The 23,997-nt window shown below is 59.1% G+C and carries 20 protein-coding genes; 4 read left to right on the top strand and 16 right to left on the bottom strand.

The annotated features are described in order from the left end of the window. Positions 1–128 precede the first annotated feature (128 nt). The 6 genes from Q0Y02_RS11490 to Q0Y02_RS11465 all read right to left on the bottom strand — a co-directional run bounded on the left by Q0Y02_RS11490 (position 129) and on the right by Q0Y02_RS11465 (position 6,289). Positions 129–1,187, bottom strand: a complete 1,059-nt coding sequence (locus tag Q0Y02_RS11490) for a succinylglutamate desuccinylase/aspartoacylase family protein (protein WP_035248900.1) — start codon at positions 1,185–1,187, stop codon at positions 129–131. Positions 1,188–1,303: 116 nt separating this feature from the next. Next, a complete protein-coding gene (gene rimK / locus Q0Y02_RS11485; protein WP_035248902.1) occupies positions 1,304–2,212 on the bottom strand; it encodes a 30S ribosomal protein S6--L-glutamate ligase in 909 nt (302 codons plus the stop codon). Continuing rightward, positions 2,209–2,646 (bottom strand): ATP-dependent zinc protease, encoded by a 438-nt coding sequence (locus Q0Y02_RS11480; protein ID WP_297768317.1) that lies wholly within the window; start codon positions 2,644–2,646, stop codon positions 2,209–2,211. The genes rimK and Q0Y02_RS11480 overlap by 4 nt, the downstream gene beginning before the upstream one ends. A gap of 11 nt (positions 2,647–2,657) precedes the next feature. Next, positions 2,658–3,041, bottom strand: a complete 384-nt coding sequence (gene gloA, locus Q0Y02_RS11475; protein ID WP_272974763.1) for a lactoylglutathione lyase — start codon at positions 3,039–3,041, stop codon at positions 2,658–2,660. A 419-nt stretch (positions 3,042–3,460) separates the two neighbouring features. Then, positions 3,461–4,864, bottom strand: a complete 1,404-nt coding sequence (locus Q0Y02_RS11470; RefSeq protein WP_297768312.1) for a serine/threonine protein kinase — start codon at positions 4,862–4,864, stop codon at positions 3,461–3,463. A 201-nt stretch (positions 4,865–5,065) separates the two neighbouring features. After that, positions 5,066–6,289, bottom strand: a complete 1,224-nt coding sequence (locus tag Q0Y02_RS11465; RefSeq protein ID WP_297768310.1) for an argininosuccinate synthase — start codon at positions 6,287–6,289, stop codon at positions 5,066–5,068. A 201-nt stretch (positions 6,290–6,490) separates the two neighbouring features. Here Q0Y02_RS11465 and rnt point away from each other — a divergent pair, with 201 nt between their 5' ends. Continuing rightward, complete coding sequence (gene rnt / locus Q0Y02_RS11460) at positions 6,491–7,159, top strand: ribonuclease T (RefSeq protein ID WP_297768307.1); 669 nt, start codon at positions 6,491–6,493, stop codon at positions 7,157–7,159. Positions 7,160–7,404: 245 nt separating this feature from the next. Here the strand turns inward: rnt and Q0Y02_RS11455 are convergent, their stop codons facing one another. The 5 genes from Q0Y02_RS11455 to Q0Y02_RS11435 form a co-directional block, all read right to left on the bottom strand. Beyond that, entirely contained in the window at positions 7,405–8,007 is a 603-nt protein-coding gene (locus Q0Y02_RS11455) for a peroxiredoxin (protein ID WP_297768304.1), read from the bottom strand. A gap of 186 nt (positions 8,008–8,193) precedes the next feature. Continuing rightward, positions 8,194–8,916 (bottom strand): PepSY-associated TM helix domain-containing protein, encoded by a 723-nt coding sequence (locus tag Q0Y02_RS11450; RefSeq protein WP_297768299.1) that lies wholly within the window; start codon positions 8,914–8,916, stop codon positions 8,194–8,196. A 171-nt stretch (positions 8,917–9,087) separates the two neighbouring features. After that, on the bottom strand, positions 9,088–9,426 hold the full coding sequence (gene grxD, locus Q0Y02_RS11445) for a Grx4 family monothiol glutaredoxin (RefSeq protein ID WP_035248920.1): 339 nt from the start codon (positions 9,424–9,426) through the stop codon (positions 9,088–9,090). Between the two features lie 168 nt (positions 9,427–9,594). After that, positions 9,595–11,811: a TonB-dependent receptor gene (locus Q0Y02_RS11440; protein ID WP_297768294.1), complete on the bottom strand. Its 2,217-nt coding sequence runs from the start codon at positions 11,809–11,811 to the stop codon at positions 9,595–9,597. 96 nt (positions 11,812–11,907) lie between these two features. Then, entirely contained in the window at positions 11,908–13,458 is a 1,551-nt protein-coding gene (locus Q0Y02_RS11435; protein WP_297768289.1) for a hydantoinase B/oxoprolinase family protein, read from the bottom strand. Positions 13,459–13,684: 226 nt separating this feature from the next. On the opposite strand from Q0Y02_RS11435, the gene Q0Y02_RS11430 reads away from it, so the two are divergent. The 3 genes from Q0Y02_RS11430 to Q0Y02_RS11420 all read left to right on the top strand — a co-directional run bounded on the left by Q0Y02_RS11430 (position 13,685) and on the right by Q0Y02_RS11420 (position 16,923). Continuing rightward, entirely contained in the window at positions 13,685–14,866 is a 1,182-nt protein-coding gene (locus Q0Y02_RS11430) for an aspartate aminotransferase family protein (RefSeq protein ID WP_297768286.1), read from the top strand. Beyond that, positions 14,863–15,771 carry an ornithine carbamoyltransferase gene (gene argF / locus Q0Y02_RS11425; protein ID WP_297768283.1) on the top strand — a complete coding sequence of 303 codons (909 nt, stop codon included), beginning with the start codon at positions 14,863–14,865 and terminating at the stop codon, positions 15,769–15,771. The genes Q0Y02_RS11430 and argF overlap by 4 nt, the downstream gene beginning before the upstream one ends. Positions 15,772–15,870: 99 nt before the next feature. Continuing rightward, the gene (locus Q0Y02_RS11420; RefSeq protein WP_297768279.1) at positions 15,871–16,923 is read left to right on the top strand and encodes an ABC transporter ATP-binding protein; all 1,053 of its coding nucleotides are present in this window, start codon (positions 15,871–15,873) and stop codon (positions 16,921–16,923) included. Between the two features lie 158 nt (positions 16,924–17,081). On the opposite strand, the gene Q0Y02_RS11415 is transcribed toward Q0Y02_RS11420, so the two are convergent. The 5 genes from Q0Y02_RS11415 to Q0Y02_RS11395 all read right to left on the bottom strand — a co-directional run bounded on the left by Q0Y02_RS11415 (position 17,082) and on the right by Q0Y02_RS11395 (position 23,572). Further along, on the bottom strand, positions 17,082–18,185 hold the full coding sequence (locus Q0Y02_RS11415; RefSeq protein WP_297768276.1) for a GGDEF domain-containing protein: 1,104 nt from the start codon (positions 18,183–18,185) through the stop codon (positions 17,082–17,084). Next, the gene (locus Q0Y02_RS11410) at positions 18,182–19,312 is read right to left on the bottom strand and encodes a GGDEF domain-containing protein (RefSeq protein ID WP_297768273.1); all 1,131 of its coding nucleotides are present in this window, start codon (positions 19,310–19,312) and stop codon (positions 18,182–18,184) included. Before Q0Y02_RS11410 ends, Q0Y02_RS11415 begins: the two co-directional genes overlap by 4 nt. A 173-nt stretch (positions 19,313–19,485) precedes the next feature. Continuing rightward, a complete protein-coding gene (gene glpK / locus Q0Y02_RS11405) occupies positions 19,486–20,976 on the bottom strand; it encodes a glycerol kinase GlpK (RefSeq protein ID WP_297768270.1) in 1,491 nt (496 codons plus the stop codon). 221 nt (positions 20,977–21,197) lie between these two features. Continuing rightward, positions 21,198–22,814 carry an ATP-binding protein gene (locus tag Q0Y02_RS11400; protein WP_297768267.1) on the bottom strand — a complete coding sequence of 539 codons (1,617 nt, stop codon included), beginning with the start codon at positions 22,812–22,814 and terminating at the stop codon, positions 21,198–21,200. A gap of 35 nt (positions 22,815–22,849) precedes the next feature. After that, positions 22,850–23,572: a response regulator gene (locus tag Q0Y02_RS11395; protein ID WP_062816885.1), complete on the bottom strand. Its 723-nt coding sequence runs from the start codon at positions 23,570–23,572 to the stop codon at positions 22,850–22,852. Positions 23,573–23,997: the final 425 nt, after the last annotated feature.

Here is a 23,997-nt window from a genome sequence, read left to right as displayed (position 1 = left end):
TTTCAGACTGTCGAATGACACCAGGGACTCAAGGCTAATCTGGCCTCATTATTTCTGTGTCTAGCCAATTTTTTCTAACCAAGAGCGTATGAGCAGAATGGCATATTATTCAGCCAAACAATACCGGGTTACACAATCGGCGGCTCACCGGACAGGGTCGGCCCCTCTTCGATATCGTTGGTAAACACTTCCAGGGACTGCGCCACTTCACTGACTTCCTCGAAGCGGGCAATGTGGTAGAGGGCTTCGCCTTCGTTCACCAGCGGCATGTTGTTGCGCCCCACCAGGATGCCGGCGGCCGGAGAGTGGATGTTGACGTCATCGCCACCGAAAGGGCTGGAGATACGGCCGATCAGATCGTCTTTCTTGATCCAGGCACCCAGTGCCACCAGTGGCAGGAAAACGCCATCGCGCTCGGCACGCACCCAGCTTGAGGAGCGGGCGATATAGGGCTCGCTGGGCACCTTGGCGCGACGAGCGCCAGTCATGCCCAGGTGCTGAAGGATGTTGAGCACGCCTTTGACACCAGCGCGAATGCAGGACTCGTCGAAACGCAGGGCCTCGCCCGCCTCATAGGTAATCACCGGGATGCCCTGGGCTTCCGCCACTTCCCGCAGCGTACCCTCGCCCAGTACCGAGTTGATCACCACCGGCACGCCAAAGGCGTTGGCCATGGCGGCGGTGCCCTCGTTGGACAGGTCGGCGCGGATCTGCGGCAGGTTGGCCCGGTGCACGGCACCGGTATGCAGGTCCACCGCGTGGGTGGCCCGGTCCAGCACCTGGCTTTTGAACTGCCAGGCCATGCGCGCGCCCAGGCTGCCGGTTTCGGAGCCGGGGAAGCAACGGTTCAGATCCCGGCGGTCCGGCAGGTAACGGGTCTTGTGAATAAAGCCGAACACGTTGACCACCGGCACCGCCAGCAGCGTGCCGCTGAGGCTTTTCAGGGCAGAATGTCGCAGCAGGCGACGGATGATTTCCACCCCGTTGAGCTCGTCACCGTGAATCGCCGCGCTGACCATCAGCACCGGCCCGGGCTTGCGCCCGTGGATCACATGGATGGGGACGTTCAGGGGCGTCTGGGTATAGAGCTGCGCCAACGGCAGCTCCACCTTGGCACGGGTGCCAGGCTTGACGCTGACGCCATCCAGTTCAAACGGCAATACTTTGGGTTCTTTCGTGTTTTTCATTTTTTACCCGAGCCAACACCGGCGCTCCGCCCCTGATGGCCCCGACAACAGGCAGGGAAACCAACAAGGTTGGGAGGTTTTCGCTATTAACTATTCACTGTTAACTATTAACTGCCTTACCCCTTGGAGCCTTTTGTCTGGGTCCGGTAGGGGCGCGCATCCTTTTCGATGAAATTGATAACCATGCTCGCCACATCCTTGTTGGTGGAGGTTTCGATACCCTCCAGCCCTGGGGAGGAATTGACTTCCATGACTAACGGACCATGGTTGGAACGCAGGATGTCTACACCCGCCACATTCAGCCCCATGATTCGGGCGGCGCGCACCGCGGTGGCGCGCTCTTCCGGAGTAATACGGATCAGGCTGGCACTGCCGCCGCGGTGCAGATTGGAACGGAACTCGCCGGGCAGAGCCTGGCGCTTCATGGCGGCGATCACCTTGCCACCCACCACAAAGCAGCGAATATCGGCGCCGCCAGCTTCCTTGATGTATTCCTGCACCATCACCGATACGTTCAGCCCCATAAAGGCCTCAATCACCGATTCTGCCGCCTTGCGGGTTTCCGCCAGCACCACGCCGATGCCCTGCGTACCTTCCAGCATCTTGATCACCAGGGGGGCACCGCGAACCATGTTGATCAGGTCGGGAATATCATCCGGGGAGTGGGCAAACCCGGTGATCGGCAGGCCAACCCCTTTGCGCGACAACAGCTGCGACGAACGCAACTTGTCCCGCGAGCGGGAGATGGCCACCGATTCATTGACAGGAAACACACCCATCATCTCGAACTGGCGCAGGACTGCCGTGCCGTAATGGGTGATGGAGGCGCCGATCCGCGGAATCACCGCATCAAAGCCTTCAAGTACTTCACCCTTGAAGTGAATTTCCGGCTTGTGAGACACCATGCTCATATAGCAACGCAGGGTATCGATGACATGCATTTCATGGCCGGCCGCCTCGCCCGCCTCCACCAGTCGGCGAGTGGAGTACAGTCGCTTGTTTCTCGAAAGAATGGCAATTTTCATGGTTGGTCTTTATTTCCACCTAGAAGAAAAGATGCCGTGGGATCGACAGCAATCTCGCCCATGGCGGTTCGTCCCAACAGCATACGGAATTTCATGTTTTCGCGATCAGTCAGGGTAATTTCGATGGGCCAACGGCGCCCCCCTAACTCGATATGGGTGAGGATCACCGGGCGCTCTTCCTTGTGGCCACCGGAATCAGTGACGACCCGGCGGTCCAGCACCACTGCCTCGCAATGGCTGACCTGGTCCTGCCCCTGGATCGGGTGGATGGAAAAACGAACCCATTCCTGGTCATCACGCTGAAAACTTTCTACCTGGAAGGCATGCAACGCAGAAGTACGGGCCCCGGTATCCACCTTGGCCTTGATCGCTTCAATGTCCAGTTCGGGTAACGCTACCCATTCCCGCCAACCGACGGTGACCTTGTTTACCAATCGAGAACCCCTCAGTCCCTTTCCAGCAATTCGATCTTGTAGCCATCCGGATCTTCTGCAAACGCCAGGATGGTACTGCCGTGTTTCATGGGGCCGGGTTCGCGGCTAATGCGCCCGCCCCGGTCGCGAATACGCTCACAAGCAGCGTACACGTCGTCCACCGCCAGGGCCACATGGCCGTAGCCATCCCCCAGGTCATAGCGGGTCTGATCCCAGTTCCAGGTCAGCTCCAGCACCGCTCCTTGCGATTCCGGCTGGTAGCCGACAAAGGCATTGGTAAAGCGCCCTTCCGGATACTCCTTACGACGCAGCTCCTTCATGCCGAGCACTTCGGTATAAAAGGCCACGGATCGATCCAGATTACCCACGCGCAGCATGGTATGCAGGATTCGCATGCGTCATTCGCTCCTGATAGCAGCAATTTCAGCGGGCACGGGAGCCCTGACTCGTTACAGGGCGAATAGTGGTGGCAGAAAGCAGGATTGACAATGAAAAAGTGGGGTTTGCGCAGGTGAACACTGTAAAACATCCAGGTAACTGCCACTCATAGCAGATACTCTGCGCGCCATCCTGCCGCAGGAGCGTTGCTGGCAGCGCTAACCGTTATATCGACAAAGCCGCTGTAGGAGTTCCTCTTGAGGGACGAATCTGCGCCGAACCGAATCCTGGATCGGCGCTTCGGGCTATTTCCACGCTCATGCGTGGATCGTCCCTCGAGAGGAACTCCTACAGCGGCTTCGTTGTAGACGGGCGGGCTTGCGGTGATCGCGCCGCCAGCGACGCTCCTACGGGCAGCGTTTTATCGCATCGTGGCTCAGGGCAAGAACAGGCTGCCCTGCGCCTCTACCCACGCCTCCGGCACACTGCCCTCACGGATACGCTGGGGGTGATCGCCCACATCCACACGGGCCACTTCCTGGCCGGTCTGGTAGTTGAACACAGACATCTGGTCGGTACCGCTCCAGGACACATAGCAGTGGTTGCCGTCGGCGCTGGTGGTCACCCAGTAGGGCTTCTCGCCGATTCCGGTTTTCAGCTGGTGGGAGAAATCTTCACGATCCACCAGCGCCACGTAGTCGCTCATGGTGCCGGCCACACACAGAGTGGAATCGTCGGCACTCAGGGCAATGCCGTGATGGGCGGAATCATTGACGTAGAACTCCCGTGGCAGTCCGTTGGTCAAATCCGGCAACTCGGCCAGACGCAGGACTTTTTCTTCCTGCATGTCGTACTCAATAAACCCGTGCAGGAAAGACAGCTGGAAGTAGAAATAACGCTCGTCGGCAGTATGCGCCATGGGCCGCACTGCCGTACTGAGGTTGTCGTAACCTGCCTCTGCCAGATCCGCTTCCAGATCCAGCTGCTTGATGATTTCCAGGCTGTTGGCGTCCACCACCTGGAACACCCGCTCGCCCTTGGTGGCATCCAGCAGGTTCTGCCCCAGCAGGCCGTCGGTCAGATCACCGATCAGTTGATTATCCAGCGGTGTGTAAACGGTGCCGATACTGGCGTGGTAGATACGCTCACCGTCCTCGGAATAGATATTCTCGTGGGGAGAATCCCCGGACGGGAAGCGGCCGAGCTCCTCGCCGGTTTCCACATCCAGAATGTGCACCACATTGCCGGTGGAAGCGGATACCGCTACCTGGGTGCCATCCGGCGACAGGGCCATATGGTCCGAGCGGTAGCCATCCACCAGGAATTGCCAGGCGATCTCGCCGCTGACCACGTCGATGGCCACCACATCCGCATAGCTGGGCCGGGAAACGATCAGCAGACGGCCGTCCGGCGAACTGTACATATCGTCCACATACTGGTGATTACCTTCGCCGATCAGTACGCGAATGCCCTGAAAGAACAACAGATCCAGTGGATTGAGGGCAATTTCCTTCTCTCTTGCCGCCTGATCCGGGATGCCGCTGATACGGCCAAGGCGCTGATAGCTATTAGCATCGATAACATCGATCACACCTTCCCAGTTGTTGCCCACAAAGATCACCCGCCGGGGGCCATCTTCAGTCTCTTCCGGCACCTCCTCGGCCACCTCATCCGGGGTGTCCTCCTGTGGTGGCGCCTCGCGCTGGGCCTCATCCACATCGGTAGCAGCAGGCGTTGCGGAATCACTGCCCCCGCCGCCACAGCCACCCAGTAGCGACGCGGTCAGCAGAGTCAGTATCCCCAAGTGAACAATGGAAAAGCGGTTTTGCCCGATAGTCATGGCAAGGTCCTCGATCAGCCTGTTGTTGTGAGTATGTTGCTACCCTCAGGCTAATTGAGACTACCGTGCAAATTAAATGCATTTTCCTTGTCGTTATGTAACCGCAAAGACCGAATACCGAGCACAAAAAAACCGCCGCAGCCTCTCGGCTACGGCGGTTTTTCGTGTTGCATACGGCGTGAAGCGTGCCGCGTCTCTTCTTTAGCTCAGCTTGCGGCCATTCTTGGCAGCAATACGCAGGCGCAGGGCGTTCAGCTTGATAAAGCCTTCCGCGTCCTTCTGATCGTAAGCGCCAGCATCGTCTTCAAACGTGGCGATAGAGGCGTCGAACAGGCTGTCATTGTCAGAGCGACGACCGACCACAATGGCGTTGCCCTTGTACAATTTCATGCGCACTTCGCCGTTAACGTGCTCCTGGGTCGCATCGATCAGCTTCTGCAGGGCCAGACGCTCCGGGCTCCACCAGTAGCCGTTATAGAGCAGCTCGGCGTACTTGGGCATCACTGAGTCTTTCAGGTGGGCAGACTCACGATCCAGCGTCAGGGACTCGATGGCGCGGTGGGCCGGCATCATGATGGTGCCGCCCGGGGTTTCGTAACAGCCACGGGACTTCATGCCCACATAGCGGTTCTCGACGATGTCGAGACGGCCGATGCCGTTGTCGCCACCCAGCTTGTTAAGCTTGGCCAGTACGTCGGCGGGGCTCAGGCTCTCGCCGTCGATGGCCACGATATCACCCTTCTCATAGGTCAGAGTGATATAGGTGGGCTGGTCTGGAGCCGCTTCCGGGCTCACGCTCCAGCGCCACATGTCTTCTTCCGCTTCCCACCAGGGATCTTCCAGGTTGCCGCCTTCATAAGAGATATGCAGCAGGTTGGCATCCATGGAGTACGGGGATTTTTTCTTCTTGCTGGAGAAATCTACCGGGATATTGCGCTCTTCACAGTACGCCATCAGTTTCTCGCGGGAGTTCAGATCCCACTCCCGCCAGGGAGCAATCACCTGAATGCCCGGGGCCAGGGCGTAGGCACCCAGCTCGAAGCGGACCTGATCGTTGCCCTTGCCGGTGGCGCCGTGAGAAATGGCATCAGCACCGGTTTCTTCGGCAATCTCCACCAAGCGCTTGGCAATCAGCGGACGGGCAATGGAGGTGCCCAGCAGGTACTCACCTTCATAGATGGTATTGGCGCGGAACATGGGAAATACGTAGTCGCGCACGAATTCTTCGCGCAGGTCTTCAATGTAGATTTCCTTCACGCCCATGGCTTCTGCCTTGGCGCGGGCCGGCTCCACTTCTTCGCCCTGACCGATATCGGCGGTAAAGGTCACCACCTCACAGTCATAGGTATCCTGCAGCCATTTGACGATAACCGAGGTATCCAGGCCGCCGGAATAGGCCAGTACCACCTTGTTGATCTTGGACATTGAAAGACTCCGCATGTGAGAGGCCCCGGATCAGGCGCCCCCCGGTGAATCGAGGCCGCGTATTGTACCCGCCCTGCCCGGCTGGCGTCATCTCTGATCCGCTTTCGCGCCTGTTGCCCCTGCGGGCTTTCCGGTAGCATAGCCCCCTCTCGCGGCTGCCCAGCGCAGTCAGACGGGATTTGTGTGTCTGATGGAGTGATCATGAATGATCAGCACCCCAGCCTGGCGCTGCGGTTTCGGGGCTTTTTGCCAGTAGTGATAGATGTGGAAACCGGGGGCTTTAATGCCCAGACCGACGCGCTGCTGGAAATTGCCGCCGTCCTGATTGATATGGACGCCCAGGGCTACCTGCGTCCGTCCACCCGCATCCAGTTTCATGTGGACCCCTTCCCGGGTGCCAACATCGAGCAGGCTGCGCTGGATTTTACCGGCATTGACCCGGACAACCCCCTGCGCGGGGCCGTGCCCGAGGAAACCGCCCTGAAAGGCGTGTTTGAGCCGGTCCGCAAGGCCATCAAACACCATGGCTGCACCCGCGCCGTACTGGTGGGCCATAACAGCTTCTTTGATCAGGGCTTTTTGAACTCGGCATCGGAACGCGCCGATATCAAGCGCAACCCCTTCCACCCGTTCTCCAGCTTTGACACTGCCGCCCTGGCAGGGCTGGTGTATGGCCAGACGGTACTGGCCAAGGCCTGTGAAGCCGCCGGCATCCGCTTCAACCAGCGCGAGGCACATTCGGCGCTCTACGATGCCACCCGAACCGCAGAGCTGTTCTGCTCCATGGTAAACCGCTTCAAGGACCTGGGCGGCTGGCCACCACCACCGGCGCGGGACATGCCACCGACGCTGGCAAAGCAGTTGGATTGAACTGCGCTTTTACCACAGAGGGCACTAAGAACACCGAGAAAAGACTGGGCCTCACCTCTGAATCCCGGAACGCCACCTTTGATTGCGTAGGGTGCACTGAGCCTCGGGCGAACTGCACCATCAAACGCCGGATCGGTGCAGTTCGCCCGAGGCTCAGTGCACCCTACGTTTAGAAAGCCGCAAAAGTTTGCGACCACAAAAAAAGGGCGACCCAATGGCCGCCCTTTTTTTGTGCTGCTTTTTTATTACAGCTTGTCGGCGTTACCAGACAGGTACTCGGCCACGCCATCCGGAGAGGCGTTCATGCCGGAGTCGCCTTTCTGCCAACCCGCCGGGCACACTTCGCCGTGCTCTTCGTGGAACTGCAGGGCGTCGACCAGACGAATCAGCTCGTCCATGTTACGGCCCAGGGGCAGATCGTTAACGATCTGGCTGCGCACCACGCCGTTCTGGTCGATCAGGAACACACCGCGGAATGCCATGCCACCTTCGGACTCAACGTCGTAGGACTGGGCAATGCCGTGGTTCATGTCGGCGGCCAGGGTGTATTTCACCGGACCGATACCGCCGTCGTTGACCGGGGTGTTACGCCATGCGTTGTGGGTGAAGTGGCTGTCGATGGACACACCGATCACTTCCACGTTGCGCTCTTTGAACGCGTCCATGCGGTGATCCAAAGCGATAAGCTCGGAAGGGCACACAAAGGTGAAGTCCAGCGGGTAGAAGAACACCAGACCGTACTTGCCCTTGATGGCTTCGGACAGGGTGAATTCATCAACGATGCTGCCATCGCCCAGTACTGCGGGAACCGTGAAATCAGGTGCCGGTTTACCTACCAGAACGCCCATTGTTTCTCTCCATTGTGACTTGATTGACTATCCGGCAATTCAGAATGCCGGAACCAACATTGAATCTGAGCAGCGATAATACAACGGCTGTCGCCGCGCTGCATGGCACTATCATGGGGATTATGGCCATGCTTTCAATGGCCCGGTGGCTTTTGAGGCCGGAATCGACCATACCTGCTCAAATAATCACCGGCTGCGCGACCAGATAACCACCCCGGTCAGCGCCAGTACCACCAGCAACAAGGCTGCCAGATCCATCGCCCATTGCCCTGCCCAACCGAATACACGGCCGGCATGAAGATCCTGCAACAGCCGTTGCCAGTTCAGCGACGCCGGCACACTGGCAGCCTGCAAACCGGGTTGCAGCACCGCCGGCAACGGCTCAATTACAGCAGGCTGCCAGTCAGGCACTGCCAGCACCACGCGGTTCAGATGTTCCAGATCGAACCGTAGCAGCCGGCTTTCTGTCTCCAGGACCAGCGCTCCCCCGGTCACTCCAAGGCGAGTAAATACAGGGACGCCCTGGCCCGGCCGCAGCCGTTCCACCTGTTGGTCGCCCTGCAACAACAGAAGATCGCCGCCACAACCCGCCACGGTCAGACCTTGCGCCGCTACCGCCCCCTGAAACGGCGCCGAACAAGACGCCACGGCACTGCCATCCATAAACAGACGCTCACCCGCCTGGGCATACCAGTGCCCGTCAACCTGACTGCCGTGAATCTGTTCCGTTGGCGACACGCCATAGCTACGCGCCAACCAGGGCGGCAAGGGGTCATCGGCCCAGTCCAGGAACTCAATGTGATTCAGCAGCACCCCGGTGACCGACAGTACCAGCACCGGCAAGGCGACCAGCAGGCCCAGCCAGCGATGCCAGCGACGCCACTGGCTTGTGGGTTTGCGTTGTTTCACCGGGCTTCCTCAATAAGCGGTAACAATCCGCTTCGATTGTAGGCGCCACAACACCCGTGCCAACACCAGGACAACCAGACCGCTGAACAAAACCGTCAAGAGCACACAAACGGCGGACACAAAAAAACCCGGCGCGAGGCCGGGTCTTTTGTACGCGGGAGGACGATGCTATCAGGCGTTATCGCCCGCATCGGCATCCACTGCGGCATCTTCAACCAGCTCCTTGAGCTGACCGGAACGGTACATGTCCATAATGATATCGCAGCCGCCGACCAGCTCACCGCCCACCCACAGCTGCGGATAGGTCGGCCAGTTGGCGTATTCCTTCAGGCTCTGACGGATTTCCGGCGCCTCCAGGATGTTCACATAGGCAAACGGCTTGCCAACAGCGGTCATGGCTTCCACCACCTGAGCGGAGAAACCGCACTGGGGGAACTGCGGGGTGCCCTTCATGTAGAGGATCACCGGGTTCTTTTCGATCTGGTCTTTGATGACCTGGATAACATCCATACTGACTACCTGGCGGTTTGGGGTGTATTGGCTGTGGTTGGCCACTATTCTACCACTGATGGCCCTGCCCCTCCCAGATGGGGCCGGAACAATGCGGCTTCAAGGGTATTCCACAACAGAAAAGGGGGCCGAAGCCCCCTTTTCCTCTTGCTGCGACAGATTAATGCCTCAGAAGCGCACTTTCATGCCCAGGTAGCCGGTACGCGGCTTGTTGGGACGGGCGCCAGCGGGATCGCGGGAGACGATTTCCTGATCGTCAAACACGTTATCCACCTTGGCATACACTTCCATATCGCTGTTCACGTGGTAAGTGGCCACTACATCCGCGATCACATAATCGCTGGTGCGCTTGAACGTAGTTACCTGACCAGGACGATCACAGGTGTTGTCGACACACATATTCTCGGTGTGGCTGACGGACATCAGCGCCGACCAGGCCGCCGGCTTTTCCAGGCCGAAGGTCAGGCTGGCCAGATGCTTGGGCAGATATGGCAGTACATCGCCACGCTCTACGCTGCTGTCTGCACCCTCGGAGGCTTTGGTGATTTCACCATCGGTGTAGGTATAGGCAAGACGTACCGGGGCACGAAGACCACTATCGCCTTCCCAAACAACACTGTTGATACCAACTTCCAGACCTTGAATTTCACTCTCACCCAGGCTCACAGAGCCTGAGGTTTTAATCGAGCTGTCGGCCAGTGTGCAGCTATTGGCGACGGAGCAATTCTGCAGGGTGTTTTCATAGTCACTGTAGAACGCAATCACATCTGCACTGAAGCTCTCCTGCCAATAGCGGAAGCCGGCCTCGTAGTTAAGGCTTTTCTCCGCTTCAGTGCCACGAGACTCAGAAGCACCGGCAGGCGCGAAGCCCTGATGAACACCGGCCAGCAAGGACCAATTATCATCCAGCAACCAGGTAGCACCCAGACCCGCCATCAGCTCTTCGTTACGATTGCTTTTTCTCCAATTCACATCTTCATTATTACGAGCAGCATCAAGCCAGCGCTTGGCATCGGTTTCCACGTTCTCGTAGCGCAGGGAGCCAGTAACAATCACATCGCCAATATAGGCGTGATCCACAATCCAGGCGGAAATAGCATCGGCATTTTCTACCCGGTTATTGCTTCCAGTGGCGGCCGTAGTGCTTTGATAAACCAGGCTTCCATTGATCTGGTCATAAACATCTACCGGCTGGAAACGATCCACTTCATCTTCGTGGTAACGGGCGCCCACAACCAAGTCATGCCTGATATCACCCGTCGAGAAAGCGTAGCCCAGCTCCGACTGAACACCTTGAGACGTGTACTCACGATTGTTGTTCTTGAACTCCAACCCGGTGGCATCTGTATCACCACGCAACACAGACTGATTGACGCCGCCAGAAGTGTTCGCTGTATTCACATAACTGCCAATGCCGACGCCGCCAATCTTATCCAGCTTGAACCAGTTGCGCTGGAACTCGTTCCGATAAGCCACGGTATTCAAAGTGGTATTTTCATCAATTGCCAGAGTGTGGCGCAGGGAAACTGCATCACGATCATTATCCATCTGATCGATATCAGTCAGTCCATAACGGCGATTGGCATCCCGCGCGAAATCACGGTCGGTCAGCCCCAGGTAAGTTTCGTCTGAGACTTCACTGGAATGCTCTAGCTTCAGTTCAAACGCCTGCTGGATATCAGCGGTTTCCGGCGCCTGCCAGCGCAGCTTGGCGACGTAGTCACGCTTGTCGAAACCCGCATCGCGGTTGGAGCGATCGATGTCCTTGAAGCCCTGGGTGCGCTGCTGGTGAGCTTCCAGCAGAAAGCCCAGCTGGCCTTCGGTAGCGCCATAGTAGGCGTGAGCACGCTGGGCACCGTCTTCACCACCTTCCACATTCACCATGCCGGAAGCACGATCAGGAATCGGGGTGGACAGCAAGTTAATGGCACCGCCCACGGTGAAGGGGCCGTAGCGCAGGGTATCCGGGCCTTTAAGCACTTCAATACCGTAGAAACGACCGGCACTGGGGAAGTAATAGGCAGACGGAGCAGCATAAGGAGCCGGAGCAATGAGTACGCTGTCCTCCATCAGAGAGATCTTGTTGGAGCGGTCACGACCGGAACCACGGATACCGATGTTCGGGCGCAGGCCGTAGCCTTCCTCTTCCTGGAAGTACACACCGGGCACATCCCGCAGCATACGGTGCACGTCGGTATATTCTTTTTCTTCAAGATCTTCGTTAGAGATCACGTGGGCTGAGCCACTGACACTGAAGGTGTCCTGACGATCCCCGAGGATCTGTACCGGTTTCAGCTCATTGGCCTGGTCGGCAAAAGCCGGAGCAGCCGCGGAGGCCACGGCGGAGGCGATGGCACAGCAAAGCAAGCGACGCTGTAAATGCATGATTTTGTCCTTCCCAACGCAATTGCAAAAATTGTAAAGATGGTAAGCGCAGGGAAGATACAATGAAAAAGAATCAATGGCAATCCACTATCATTCTCATTTACATTTCGTATCGCAATAACCGCCCCCACCGGGTGACCCCACCAGCAAACGATCACCGGCGCGAGCAGTAAAGCTGATTTTCGGCGGCATTAACTTGCCATTGTGGCGATTTTCCCCCACCGCACCGCTCTCTCCGCCAGCCAGCCCCCAGGGAGCATGACGACGACGTTCGGTGAGCAGAGTCACCTGGGCATCACCCAGAAACTCCAGCTCACGCACCAGGCCATCACCGCCCACAAACTGGCCGTGGCCGCCGCTGCCCCGACGCACCTGGTAACGGTGTACCCGCAGTGGATAATGGGATTCCAGGCTTTCGATGGGAGTATTGAGGGTATTGGTCATATGACTGTGCACCGCCGATAGCCCCGCTCCGCGTGCATGGGCACCCGTGCCGCCAGCCATGGTTTCGTAATAGTCCCAGCCATCGTCACCCGCCGCGCCCATGGCGACATTGTTCATGGTGCCCTGGCTGGCGGCGGGGATCGCCTGGGGTGCCGCCTGGGCCAGCGCCCCCAGCACCACATCCACCACCCGCGAGCTGGTTTCCACATTGCCCGCAGCCACTGCCGCCGGACGATTGGCATTCAACAAAGAACCTTGCGGGGCGGACAGGCTGATGGGCCGGAACAAGCCATCGCACGCCGGCACATCATCGTCCATCAGGCAACGAAAGCAGTAATAGGCCGCGGCTGCCGCCACCGACAGCGGGCAGTTGATGTTGCCTGCCACCTGGTCAGCGGTACCGGAGAAATCCAGACTTGCCTGCTCCCCGGCGATGGTCAGGGTGACGGCAATGACGATGTCCTGCTGGCCCTGACCATCGTCGTCCATGTAATCCTGGAACCGGAAACAGCCATCCGGTAACGCCGCGATACGGGCCCGGGCGCGCTTTTCGCCATAGCGGTTGAGCGCATCAAAGGCGGCGACCAGATCCGCTTGCTGGCCGGCCAACTCCGTCAGGCGCCGGGCACCAGCCTCACAGGCACTGGCCTGGGCGACAAAGTCGGCGAAGCGGCGACTCTCCACCGGCAGAGCCCCGCTCTCCTCCAGCCCGGCCAACTCCCGGCACAAGGGCACCTGCCACTGGCCCGCCCGTTTCAACCAACTGGGAGCAATAACGATCCCTTCCTGGTCCAGGCAGGTGGACACCGGCATGGAGCCTGGGCTGTGGGCGCCAATATTGGCGTGGTGGGCCCGGGTCACGGCAAAGCCGATCAGGCTGGCAGCCCCGAACACCGGGGCCACCACGGTGACATCCGGCAAGTGAGTGCCCCCCAGATACGGATCATTGACCACCAGCAGGTCACCCGGCTGCCAATCCCGATCGCTGACCAAATCCGCCATGGCGTAGGCCATGGACCCCAGATGCACCGGTATATGGGCCGCCTGGGCACACAGCCGGCCCTGTGCATCGAAAATGGCGCAGGAGAAATCCAGGCGATCCTTGATATTGGGAGACAGGGCACTGAGCCTCAGCACTGCGCCCATCTCATCACAGACCCCTGACAGGCGATTGGCAAAAATACTGAGCTGGACAGGATTCATAGAGGCAATTAACAGTTAATAGTGAATAGTGAATAACTAAAAACAGAACAACAGCCTACCGCTGTTCACCATTCACTGTTAACTATTCACTGAATTGTGCGCTATTATCAGCGGTTCCGGCAGCCTTGGGCTGCCGTTTTTTATTTGGGACGCGTACAGACGGTGCTGTGATCAACGGTCCGGTGCCCGTTATCAATTCTCTATTACCAATTATCAATTGCCTGTTATGTCGCAATATCTGATTCCCACCTACGCACGGCAGCCACTGGCGTTTGTGCGCGGTGAAGGGGTATGGCTCTTTGATGAAGCCGGCCACAAATATATGGATGCCATCTCAGGTATCGGGGTCTGCAACCTGGGGCACTGCCATCCAGCGGTGACCCGCACCCTGGCCGATCAGGCCGGGCAGCTCATGCATACCTCCAACCTCTACCGGATTCCAACTCAGGAAGCGCTGGCCGAGCGACTGTGCGAATTGAGCGGCATGCAGAGTGCGTTCTTCTCCAACTCCGGCGCCGAAGCCAATGAAGCGGCCATCAAGATTGCCCGCCTGTTCGGCCAGCGCAAGGGCGTCAGTCGTCCCACCGTGGTGGTAATGGAAGGCAGTTTCCATGGCCGCACCATGGCCACCCTGTCCGCCACCGCCAATGCCAAGGTGCAGGAAGGCTTTGCGCCGTTGCTCGACGGCTTTGTCCGGGTGCCCTTTAACGATCTGGACGCGGTGCGCGCCCTGGCCGACAACCCGGATGTTGTCGCCGTATTGGTCGAGCCGATACAGGGCGAAGGCGGCATCAATATCCCTGCCAGCGATTATCTGCCCGGCCTGCGAGCCCTGTGCGATGAACGGGACTGGCTGCTGATGCTGGACGAGATCCAGTCCGGCAATGGCCGGACCGGCGATTACTTCGCCTGCCTGGGCGACAAGGTCACCCCGGACGTGCTGACCACCGCCAAGGGCCTGGGCAACGGTTTCCCTATCGGCGCCTGCCTGGTGGCCGGCAAGGCCGACGGCGTGTTCGGCCCAGGCAACCACGGCAGCACCTACGGCGGCAACCCGCTGGGCTGCGCCACCGCCCTGACCGTGGTCAACACCCTCACCGACGACGTGGTGGATGGCGTGGCCGGCAAGGGTGCCTGGCTCAAAGAGGCCTTCACCCGGTCTTTTGCCGATCTGCCTATGATTACCGAAATCCGTCAGCGTGGACTGATGATGGGAATCCAATTGGATCGCCCTTGCGCCGAGCTGGTCAACCGGGCTCGGGAAGCCGGGCTACTGATCAACGTCACTGCAGGTTCTGTAGTGAGGCTGCTGCCGCCACTGGTGATCAGCCAGACAGAAATGCAACACCTGGTAGATACCCTCTCCCAGATCATTCATGACTTCGCCAACGAACAGGAGGTCGCATGACCCGCCACTTCCTGACGCTCACCGATCTGAGCCGGGACGAGCTGGGCTACCTGATCCAGCGCGCCATTGAACTGAAAACCATGCTGCGCAATGGCCAGAGCCATACGCCACTGCAGGGCAAGACCCTGGGCATGATCTTCGAGAAATCCTCCACCCGCACCCGGGTGTCCTTTGAAGTGGCGATGACCCACTTCGGCGGCTCCAGCATCTTCCTGTCGCCACGGGACACCCAGCTCGGTCGTGGTGAGCCCATCGAGGACTCCGCCCGCGTGCTGTCACGCATGGTGGACGCGGTCATGATCCGCACCTTCGACCACGCCACCGTGGAAACCTTTGCCGCGCATTCGGCGGTGCCGGTGATCAATGCGCTCACCGACGATTTCCACCCCTGCCAGTTGCTGGCCGACATGCAGACCTTTGTGGAGCATCGCGGCAGCATTCAGGGCAAGAAAGTGGTCTGGGTCGGCGACGGCAACAACATGTGTGCCAGCTATATCAACGCCGCCAACCAGTTTGACTTCGAACTGGTGATCAGCAGCCCCACCAGCTTTGAACCGGACGGCGAACTGCTCAACCGTTACCCGGAACGGGTTAGTCTCGAAGCAGACGTCACCGAAGCGGTAAAAGGGGCGCATCTGGTGGTCACCGACGTGTGGGCATCCATGGGCCAGGAAGACGAACAGCAGACCCGTCTTAATGCGTTTGAAGGCTACCAGGTCACCCCGGAACTGATGGACCGTGCCGATCCGGACGCCCTCTTCATGCACTGCCTGCCTGCCCACCGCGGCGAGGAAGTCAGCCACGAGATGATGGACGACCCGCGCTCAGTGGTGTGGGATGAAGCGGAAAACCGCCTGCATGCCCAGAAGGCCCTGCTGGAGTTCCTGCTGACAGGTCAGCACTGACACTCCCCCGTAACCGTTGCAGCCTTGCCTGCAAGGCAAAGGCTTTACGGCTTTTGCCCCGCGAGCCCAGGCTCCAACATCCCGAGAGGCGCCAACGCTATGAACCCGCCGCTGCTTACCCTCGACAACCTGGCCTGCGGCTACCACCAGCAGGCCGTGGTAAAGGATCTGAGCCTGGAACTGGCAGCCGGTGAAATTGCCTGTCTGCTGGGGCCCAGCGGCTGTGGCAAAACCACCACTCTGCGCGCCATTGCCGGGCTGGAACCGGTCACCGGTGGCAGCATTCATATCCAGGGTCGCCAGGTGTCCAGCCGTAGTCGCCAGCTCCCCCCGGAAAAACGCGGACTGGGCATGGTGTTCCAGGAACACGCTCTTTTCCCCCACCTGACCGTGGCCGACAACGTGGCCTTCGGGCTGCGCAAACAACCCCGTGAGCAACAGCGCCTGCGGGTCAGCGAATGCCTGGACCGCGTGCGACTGTCTGGCATGGAAGACCGTTACCCCCATGAACTGTCCGGCGGCCAGCAACAGCGTGTGGCGCTGGCTCGGGCACTGGCTCCTCGCCCTGCCCTGCTACTGCTGGACGAACCCTTTGCCAGCCTCGACCTGGACCTGCGCCGGGCACTGGCCCGCGAGCTGGGCGACATTCTCCGCCAGGAGAACGTCACCGCCCTGCTGGTTACCCACGATCAGGAAGAAGCCTTTGCCCTGGCCGACCGGGTGGGCGTAATGCACCAGGGGCAGCTGGAACAATGGGACACGCCGTACAACATTTACCACGCCCCGGCCAACCGCTTCGTGGCGGAGTTCGCCGGCTATGGTTCTTTTCTGCGTGGTGAGGTAGTGGATGAAAACACGGTCAGGACCAGTCTGGGAGAGCTCACCGGACGCAGCAAGACGACCCTGACCCCCGGGGGCAACGTCGACGTACTGTTACGACCGGAAGATGTGATCGCCGACGAAAGCGCGCAACTGGCGCTACCTGTCACCCGCCGCCAGTTCACCGGCGCCACCATCCTCTACCACCTGCGCGTCGGCGCCGCAGAAACCCTGCTCTGCCAGACCGACAGCCACACTAATGTGGTGGAAGGCGATGCGTTGCATGTGCGGTTGGCGACCAAGCATCTGGTAGCGTTCACGGTTAGTGAATAGTTAACAGTGAACAGTGAACAGCGCACGAGAAAGACGACCGCGAATTTCAAACGCATGAGGCCGCGCCCAGATTTCGGGCGCGGCCTCATGCGTTTGAAGACAGAACAAAAGTCAGGCGCGAACTATTAACTGTTCACTGTTAACTATTCACTGCCTTTTCACGCCACTCGGCTCTGATTCCGCCCCCCGGACTTGGCCCGGTACAGTCCCTGATCCGCCCGATTGAGTAATTCGTCCACGGTTTCGTCTTCCTGGCAGGCGGCAACGCCGACGGAGAGACTCACGACGTTGGGGCCGCCTTCCTGGCCGAAGCTTTCTTCGCGCCAACGCTCACGCAGCCGCTCGGCGACCCGCAAGGCGCCCTGTTCATTGCTTTGCGGCAGGATCAGCAGAAATTCCTCGCCGCCGAGACGGCCGAAGAAATCCCCGTCACGCATGCCCGCCAGCGCCAGCGCAGAAAAGCGACGCAATACCCGGTCACCCCAATCATGGCCATGGCGGTCATTGATCTGCTTGAAGTGATCCAGATCCACATAGCAGATGGCAAAGGGCAGGCCCTTGCGGCTGAACAGTGCCCGCTGGCGCTCCAGTATTTCCAGCAGGTGGCGACGATTGAACAAGCCGGTCAGGTCATCACGGATCGCCATTTCGCGGACCTGCTCCACCGCACGGGCCAGTTGATGATTCTTGTCGGCCAGCGCATCGCGCAGACGATTGATGCCACCACCGGTGATCGCAAAGCTTACTGAAATCATGGAGAACACCAGCCACTGCAAGGCCTCCACGGAAAAGCTCAGCTCCACCCAGCGGTCATTCATGGCCAACCACAACATCATCGCGTAGGCGACGCTGGCCAGCATCGCCACTCCGATCATCACCTTGCCGGAAAGCCGGAACGACGCCAGCAACAAACCGGCGAAGAACAGGGTAACGACACTGAGTCGAAACTCGTCCACGTAGTAGCCGGAGACCATGAAGACGACCATGAAATGCAGCACCATGGGCAGCGACAGACTGGGCTCACTGAGGCGCAGGGTCCAACCCGTGGCAAGCAGTAACTGGTAGGCAAACAGCGATGCCCAGACCACAAACAGCATCAACAGTCCCTGCTCCAGTTCCACCGCAAAATAACCGAACTGGAAATACACCACACACAGCAAGGTATGCATGGCCATGATCGCCATGGCCGAACGACTGTGTCGTTTTAACAGCCGCTTTTCGCTGAGGGTCAGCTTTTCCGCCTGCCGCAAATCCTGATTCATGCGCCCTGCTCCACCACCAGTTTGTCGCGACCGGATTCCTTGGCCTGATAGAGAGCCCGATCCGCCCGCAGAACCACTTGCTCCGGTGTTTCCTCGCGATGGTACATGGCCAGGCCCGCCGACACCGTGACGCTGAGCCCCGGCGCTTCCTTGAAACGCTGGCTGCGCATGCCCAGCAGGATCCCCTCCGCCAGATTGCTGGCCTCTTCCGGATCACTGACCGGCAAGACCAGCATGAATTCTTCACCGCCCAGACGAGCCGCAAAATCCTGGCCACTCAAATGACGGCGTGACACTTCGGCAAACCGCTCCAGCACCAGATCCCCCACCCGATGGCCATACTGGTCGTTGATGCGCTTGAAGTGATCCAGGTCCAGGTACACCACGCCCAGTTGGTAAGCGCCCCGGGCAGCTTGCCCACAGGCTTTACCCAATAGCTCCATGGCGTGGCGGCGCCGATAAAATCCGGTCATCTCGTCCTTCACCGCCATGTCGTGGATACGCTCGACAATGTCGGCCAGTTGCAGGTTGCGTCGGCTCAACTGGGAGCGAATGGTGGAGATTTCCGATGCCAGCAGAATCACCGCCAGTACCATGGCCGAAAACAGGCCCCACTGAATCCATTCACCGCGCAGGTCCACCACCTCCGGCCAGTACCCGGAGACGACACCGAGAATCACCGCATAACCAAATACGCAGTAGGCGGCCAGCCTGGCAAATTGCCGGAATGACGCCTGCAACACCCCCATCTGGACAATGGCAAAGAAAATCATCATCACGCACAGGCGCACCTGGTCCACCACCAGGGCCGTCAACAGGATACCCGTGGTGGACCAGACCATTAGCGGCATGATCATGGACGGTTCGGAAAGACGACGATTGAGCCCCAGCAACATAAACAGGATGAAGCCCAGATGCCCCACCCAGATGGCACCGAACAAGGCATAAAACAGGGAGGAGCCGCCACGGAAGAAGTCCAGCTGCAGGGAGATCCAGCACAACAGGGTGTGGGCACTGCCACCGGCCAGTATGGCGAACAGTACCCGGCGCAGTCGCTGGGACTGCAAGGCTGCAGGGTTAAGCGTTAACGATTGATCCATGCCGGATTCCCGATCCGGTGCGACCATCCCCACTATCAGTCGCACCCGTTGGTAGCAATTTAGTATTATTGTTGGGTGAACTCTAACCCTAAATGTCTACCGCGTCACAGTTTTCATCCCTGAAACCGGACCGTCCATCGCCATGCCAATGAAAAAAGTGGCACAAAAGTCCCTGATTTTTCGGGCACTTACCTCAAAGCCTATTCACTCGCCGGGCTCTGGCAGACCCGTGCCACCGCCTCACGCCATCCCTGGTAGCGCCGCTGGCGCTCGCCTTCTTCCAGTAGCGGCGTAAATTCCCGCTCGCAGCGCCACTGTTCGGCCACCGCATCCAGAGAGTCGTACAGACCCACCCCCAGCCCCGCCAGATAGGCCGCACCCAGCGCCGTGGTTTCGGTGACCATGGGCCGGTCCACGCAAACACCCAGCACATCCGCCAGGGTCTGGCTCAGCCAGTTATTGACCACCATGCCGCCATCCACCCGCAAGGTAGTCGGCCGGGCACCGCAGTCCGCTGCCATGGCATCCAGCAAGTCCCGGGACTGGTAGCACACTGCTTCCAGTCCCGCCGTTACCACTTCGGCAATCCCGGTATCGCGGGTCAATCCCAATAAGGCACCCCGGGCGTGGGGGTCCCACCAAGGAGCACCGAGTCCGGTAAAGGCCGGCACCAGATAGACGCCCCCAGCGGAACCGGCGCGGCGTGCCAGCGCTTCGGTTTCGCTGGCATCACGGATCAGATTGAGGCCGTCGCGCAGCCACTGGATGGCTGCACCGGCCACAAAGATGGAGCCCTCCAGGGCATAGGTGGTTTTGCCATTGAGCCGGTAACCCACCGTGGTGAGCAGGCGATTATGGGATTGCACTGCCTCACCGGTATTCATCACCATGAAGCAGCCAGTGCCATAGGTGCTTTTCACCATACCCGGCTGGAAACAGGCCTGCCCTACCAGCGCGGCCTGCTGGTCCCCGGCAATGCCGGCCACAGGGACCGCGGCGCCCAACAGCTCGGGGCAGGTGGACCCGAATTCCCCGGCGCTGTCACGCACCTCCGGCAATACCGCTGCGGGAATATCAAAAAGCTCCAGCAGTGCCGTATCCCAGGCCTGTTCATGGATATTGAACAACAAGGTGCGTGAGGCATTGGTGGCGTCGGTGGCATGCACCTTGCCACGGGTCAATTGCCAGAGCAGCCAGCAATCGATGGTGCCGAACGCCAGCTCACCCGCCTCGGCGCGCGGCCGGGCGCCGGGGACATTATCCAGCAGCCAGGCCAGTTTGGTGGCGGAAAAATAGGGATCCAGCAGCAAGCCGGTCTTGTTGCGCACCATGTCCTCGTGGCCACCATCACGCAGGCTCTTGCAGAGCCCGGCAGTTCGCCGGTCCTGCCAGACGATGGCTTTGGCCAGTGGGTCACCGGTCTTGCGATCCCACAGCACGGTGGTTTCCCGCTGGTTGGTGATGCCAATGGCCGCCAACTGCTGGGCTTCCAAATGGGCATTGCGCAGGGCCTGCTGACACAGCGCCAGGGTATCGTTCCAGATCTCCATGGCATCGTGTTCCACCCAGCCGTCATGGGGAAAATGCTGGCGGAACTCTTTCTGCGCCTGCCCGCAGGCCCGGCCACTGCCGTCGAACACAATGGCGCGGGAACTGGTGGTGCCCTGGTCAATGGAAAGGATGTAAGACATGGCTCGGCTAACCCTGTTATCAGTATTGGTGGCTGGATCAGACAGACGATCCCCGGGGATGCGTCGAGAACCGTATTTTACATGAAGGCCGGATGACAGATTGAACGATATCGGACAACCGAATAGACCTTATCGGCGATTGAGGAGCCGCTGAACCTAGGGTGGATTAGCCGAAGGCGTAATCCACCCTACGATGCCATCCAACGAGCGTAGCTCGTAGCTCAATTCACCCGGCCCAGCACATGCTGGCCCTGCTGGCTGCGCGGCAGAATGACGGTAAACCGGGCCCCGCCCATGGGGCTCTCGTCCACGCGGATGTCTCCACCATGCCAGTCGACAATCCGTTTGACGATGGACAGGCCAAGGCCATAGCCCCCGCTGGCGCGGTGGCGGCTCTTATCCAGCCGGGCGAAGGGTTTGAATACCCGCTCCCGCTCATGCTCAGGAATCCCCGGGCCGTTATCATCCACATGGATAACAACCTGGTCCTCGTCGCCACCAACCACCATGACGATCTGTGAGCCGGCGTAGCGCAGAGCATTGGTAACCAGGTTCTGCAGCACCCGATGCAGGTAGCGCTCTTCCGCCTCCACTTCCAGGGCCGGCTGATCACAGTCCACGGTGATCACGGTGTCGCCGCGAATGGTTTCCAGCTCTTCGCGTAACTGTTCGCACAGCTCACCCAGCAGCACCGGCTTGAATTCGATATTGGGGGTACCCTGCTCCAGACGGGCATAGGTGAGGATTTCGTCGATCAACTTATCCAGCTGCTCGATGTCATGATCCAGGGCATTGAGCTTTTCCCGGCGCAATTCCGCCGACTCGATATCCGCCAGCATCTCCAAACCAAAACGCAACCGCGCCACCGGGGTACGCAGTTCATGGCTCACCGCCCGGGTCATTTCCCGCTGGGATTCGATCAGGCGACGTATGTGCGCGGTCATACCGTTAAAGGTGGCCGCCACCTGGCCGATGGCATCATTACCTTCAATGTTTGCATAAGCACCCAGATCACCACTGCCCAGCTGACTTACCGCCTGGTCAAGCTGCTTGAGCCGGCGTTGCAGCGGGCTCACTTGCAGGTAGGTCGCCAGCGCCACCGCCAGCAGGCTGAGAGCCCCCGCTACCAGCAGCAACTCCATGGGAAACTGATCGAAAAGACTGAGCGGGCCAATCACCAGCAATTTGCCGGTCTGCGCCACCGGCGCATAAATACGGATGCTGGAGTCGCTACGAGTACTGTCATCCAGACCGATAACCACTTCGCGGCGGTTGAGGCGCTGTTCCTGCTCCGGATCCAGGGGCACATCGTCCCGGGACACCAGACTGAGAGGGTAACCGAAGTGCTGTTGGAGCCGCCCCAAGGCCTGCTCCCATTCGTCTTCGGGGAAATGGGAAAGGTGGTTGAGCACCAGCACCGCAGTGGCCCGGGCCTGCTGCTCGGAGACCTTGGTCATGCGGGTAGTGATGTACTCGGACTCACCGGGAAGCTGAAAAAGGATATCGGCATACCCTTTTTCATCATTGAGGCGCATGACCACCAGGCCGTCTTCCAGCTGCAGGGTTTCCCGGTAGCCCAACTCCAGATCGGCGGCTGACTGCAACTGGATATCCGCACTGAACAGCTTGCTGAGCACCTGGCTCCAGCGATCGCGCTCACCGGGTTCATAGCGCTGGAACCCTTCCGCCATCAGGTAGAAGGTCCCCCGCGCCATTTCTTCCCGGTAGATATCCGAGCGATAGCTGTTAACCAGCTGTACGGCGGCATAGGTGATGGCGCCGATAAAACACAGCGCCAGCAACAAGCCTCCGTAGAGCCTCAGGAAAATACTATTCAAGCGTCACCCAGCATCACGCCACGGCACAGAAACGCTCAGGCCGCGCCGATTTCCTTGACGAACAGATAGCCCTTGGATCGCACCGTCTTGATACGCTTGGGGTTTTCCGGGTCATCCCCTACCTTGGGGCGGATACGGGAAATGCGCACATCAATAGAACGATCCTGGCCGTCATATTGAATGCCACGCAGCTTCTCGAAGATGGTTTCCCGGGACAGCACCGTGCCTGCATTGGACGCCAGCAGCCAGAGCAGATCGTACTCGGCACTGGTCAGGTCCACCGATTCCCCGGCCAGGGTTACTTCCCGGGCAGAGTTATCGATCACCAGGGCGCCAAATTCCAGGCGCGCCGGTGAGCTGTCACGTTCGCTATCGGTTTCCACCCGGCGCAGCAAGGCACGAATGCGTGCCAGCAGTACCCGGGGTTTTACCGGTTTGGCCACATAATCATCGGCCCCCATCTCCAGGCCCAGTACCTGATCCATATCATCGGTGCGGGCGGTGAGCATGAGAATGGGATTCTTGTAGGCGCTGCGAACCTCGCGGCAGACGGTCAAGCCGTCGGCCCCGGGCAACATCAAATCCAGTACCACCAGATCCGGTTGCTCGGCACGAATGCGACGAATGGCTTCTTCGCCATCGCTGACAACCGTCACATTGAGACCATTGGTTTGCAGATATTCACAGGTAAGATCGGCAAGTCGTTCGTCGTCTTCCACGATCATGATTGCTGGCGGGTTATCCTGCACCGTTGTCATCCCGTCCTTATCCTTTTTCACTTCGTATCATTATTGTCGTCGTACACAGTGCACAAGGCGGCAAACTGTAACAAACGTATCCCTATCAGGTGTTTATACGCATAGACACTGTCCACGGCAACCTTGCTGATACCAAAGGTACACTGAAGCCGCTTCACGGCAGAGTTTTTACAGTTGACAAACACAATATCTAGTACTGGCCTGCCCCGGAAAAGCGCGCGCTAAATGCACCCACAATGGTCCACAACTTATCCACAAAATTTCCCCAGGCGAAGTGCTTGCAAATCCGCGGACGCAACTATAACTTGTACTGAAGTCAGGCGGCGACCCCAACATATTGGGTTTTTGTGAAATCGCTGCCACCCCAGGATAACACCATCCAGCGTACCGAAAAATAGAGTCACATCAGCCATTTAGAGCTTTTC

The sequence above is a fragment of the uncultured Alcanivorax sp. genome (assembly GCF_947258575.1).
GTDB lineage: Bacteria > Pseudomonadota > Gammaproteobacteria > Pseudomonadales > Alcanivoracaceae > Alcanivorax.
This window is presented reverse-complemented; position numbering and strand designations above follow the sequence as displayed.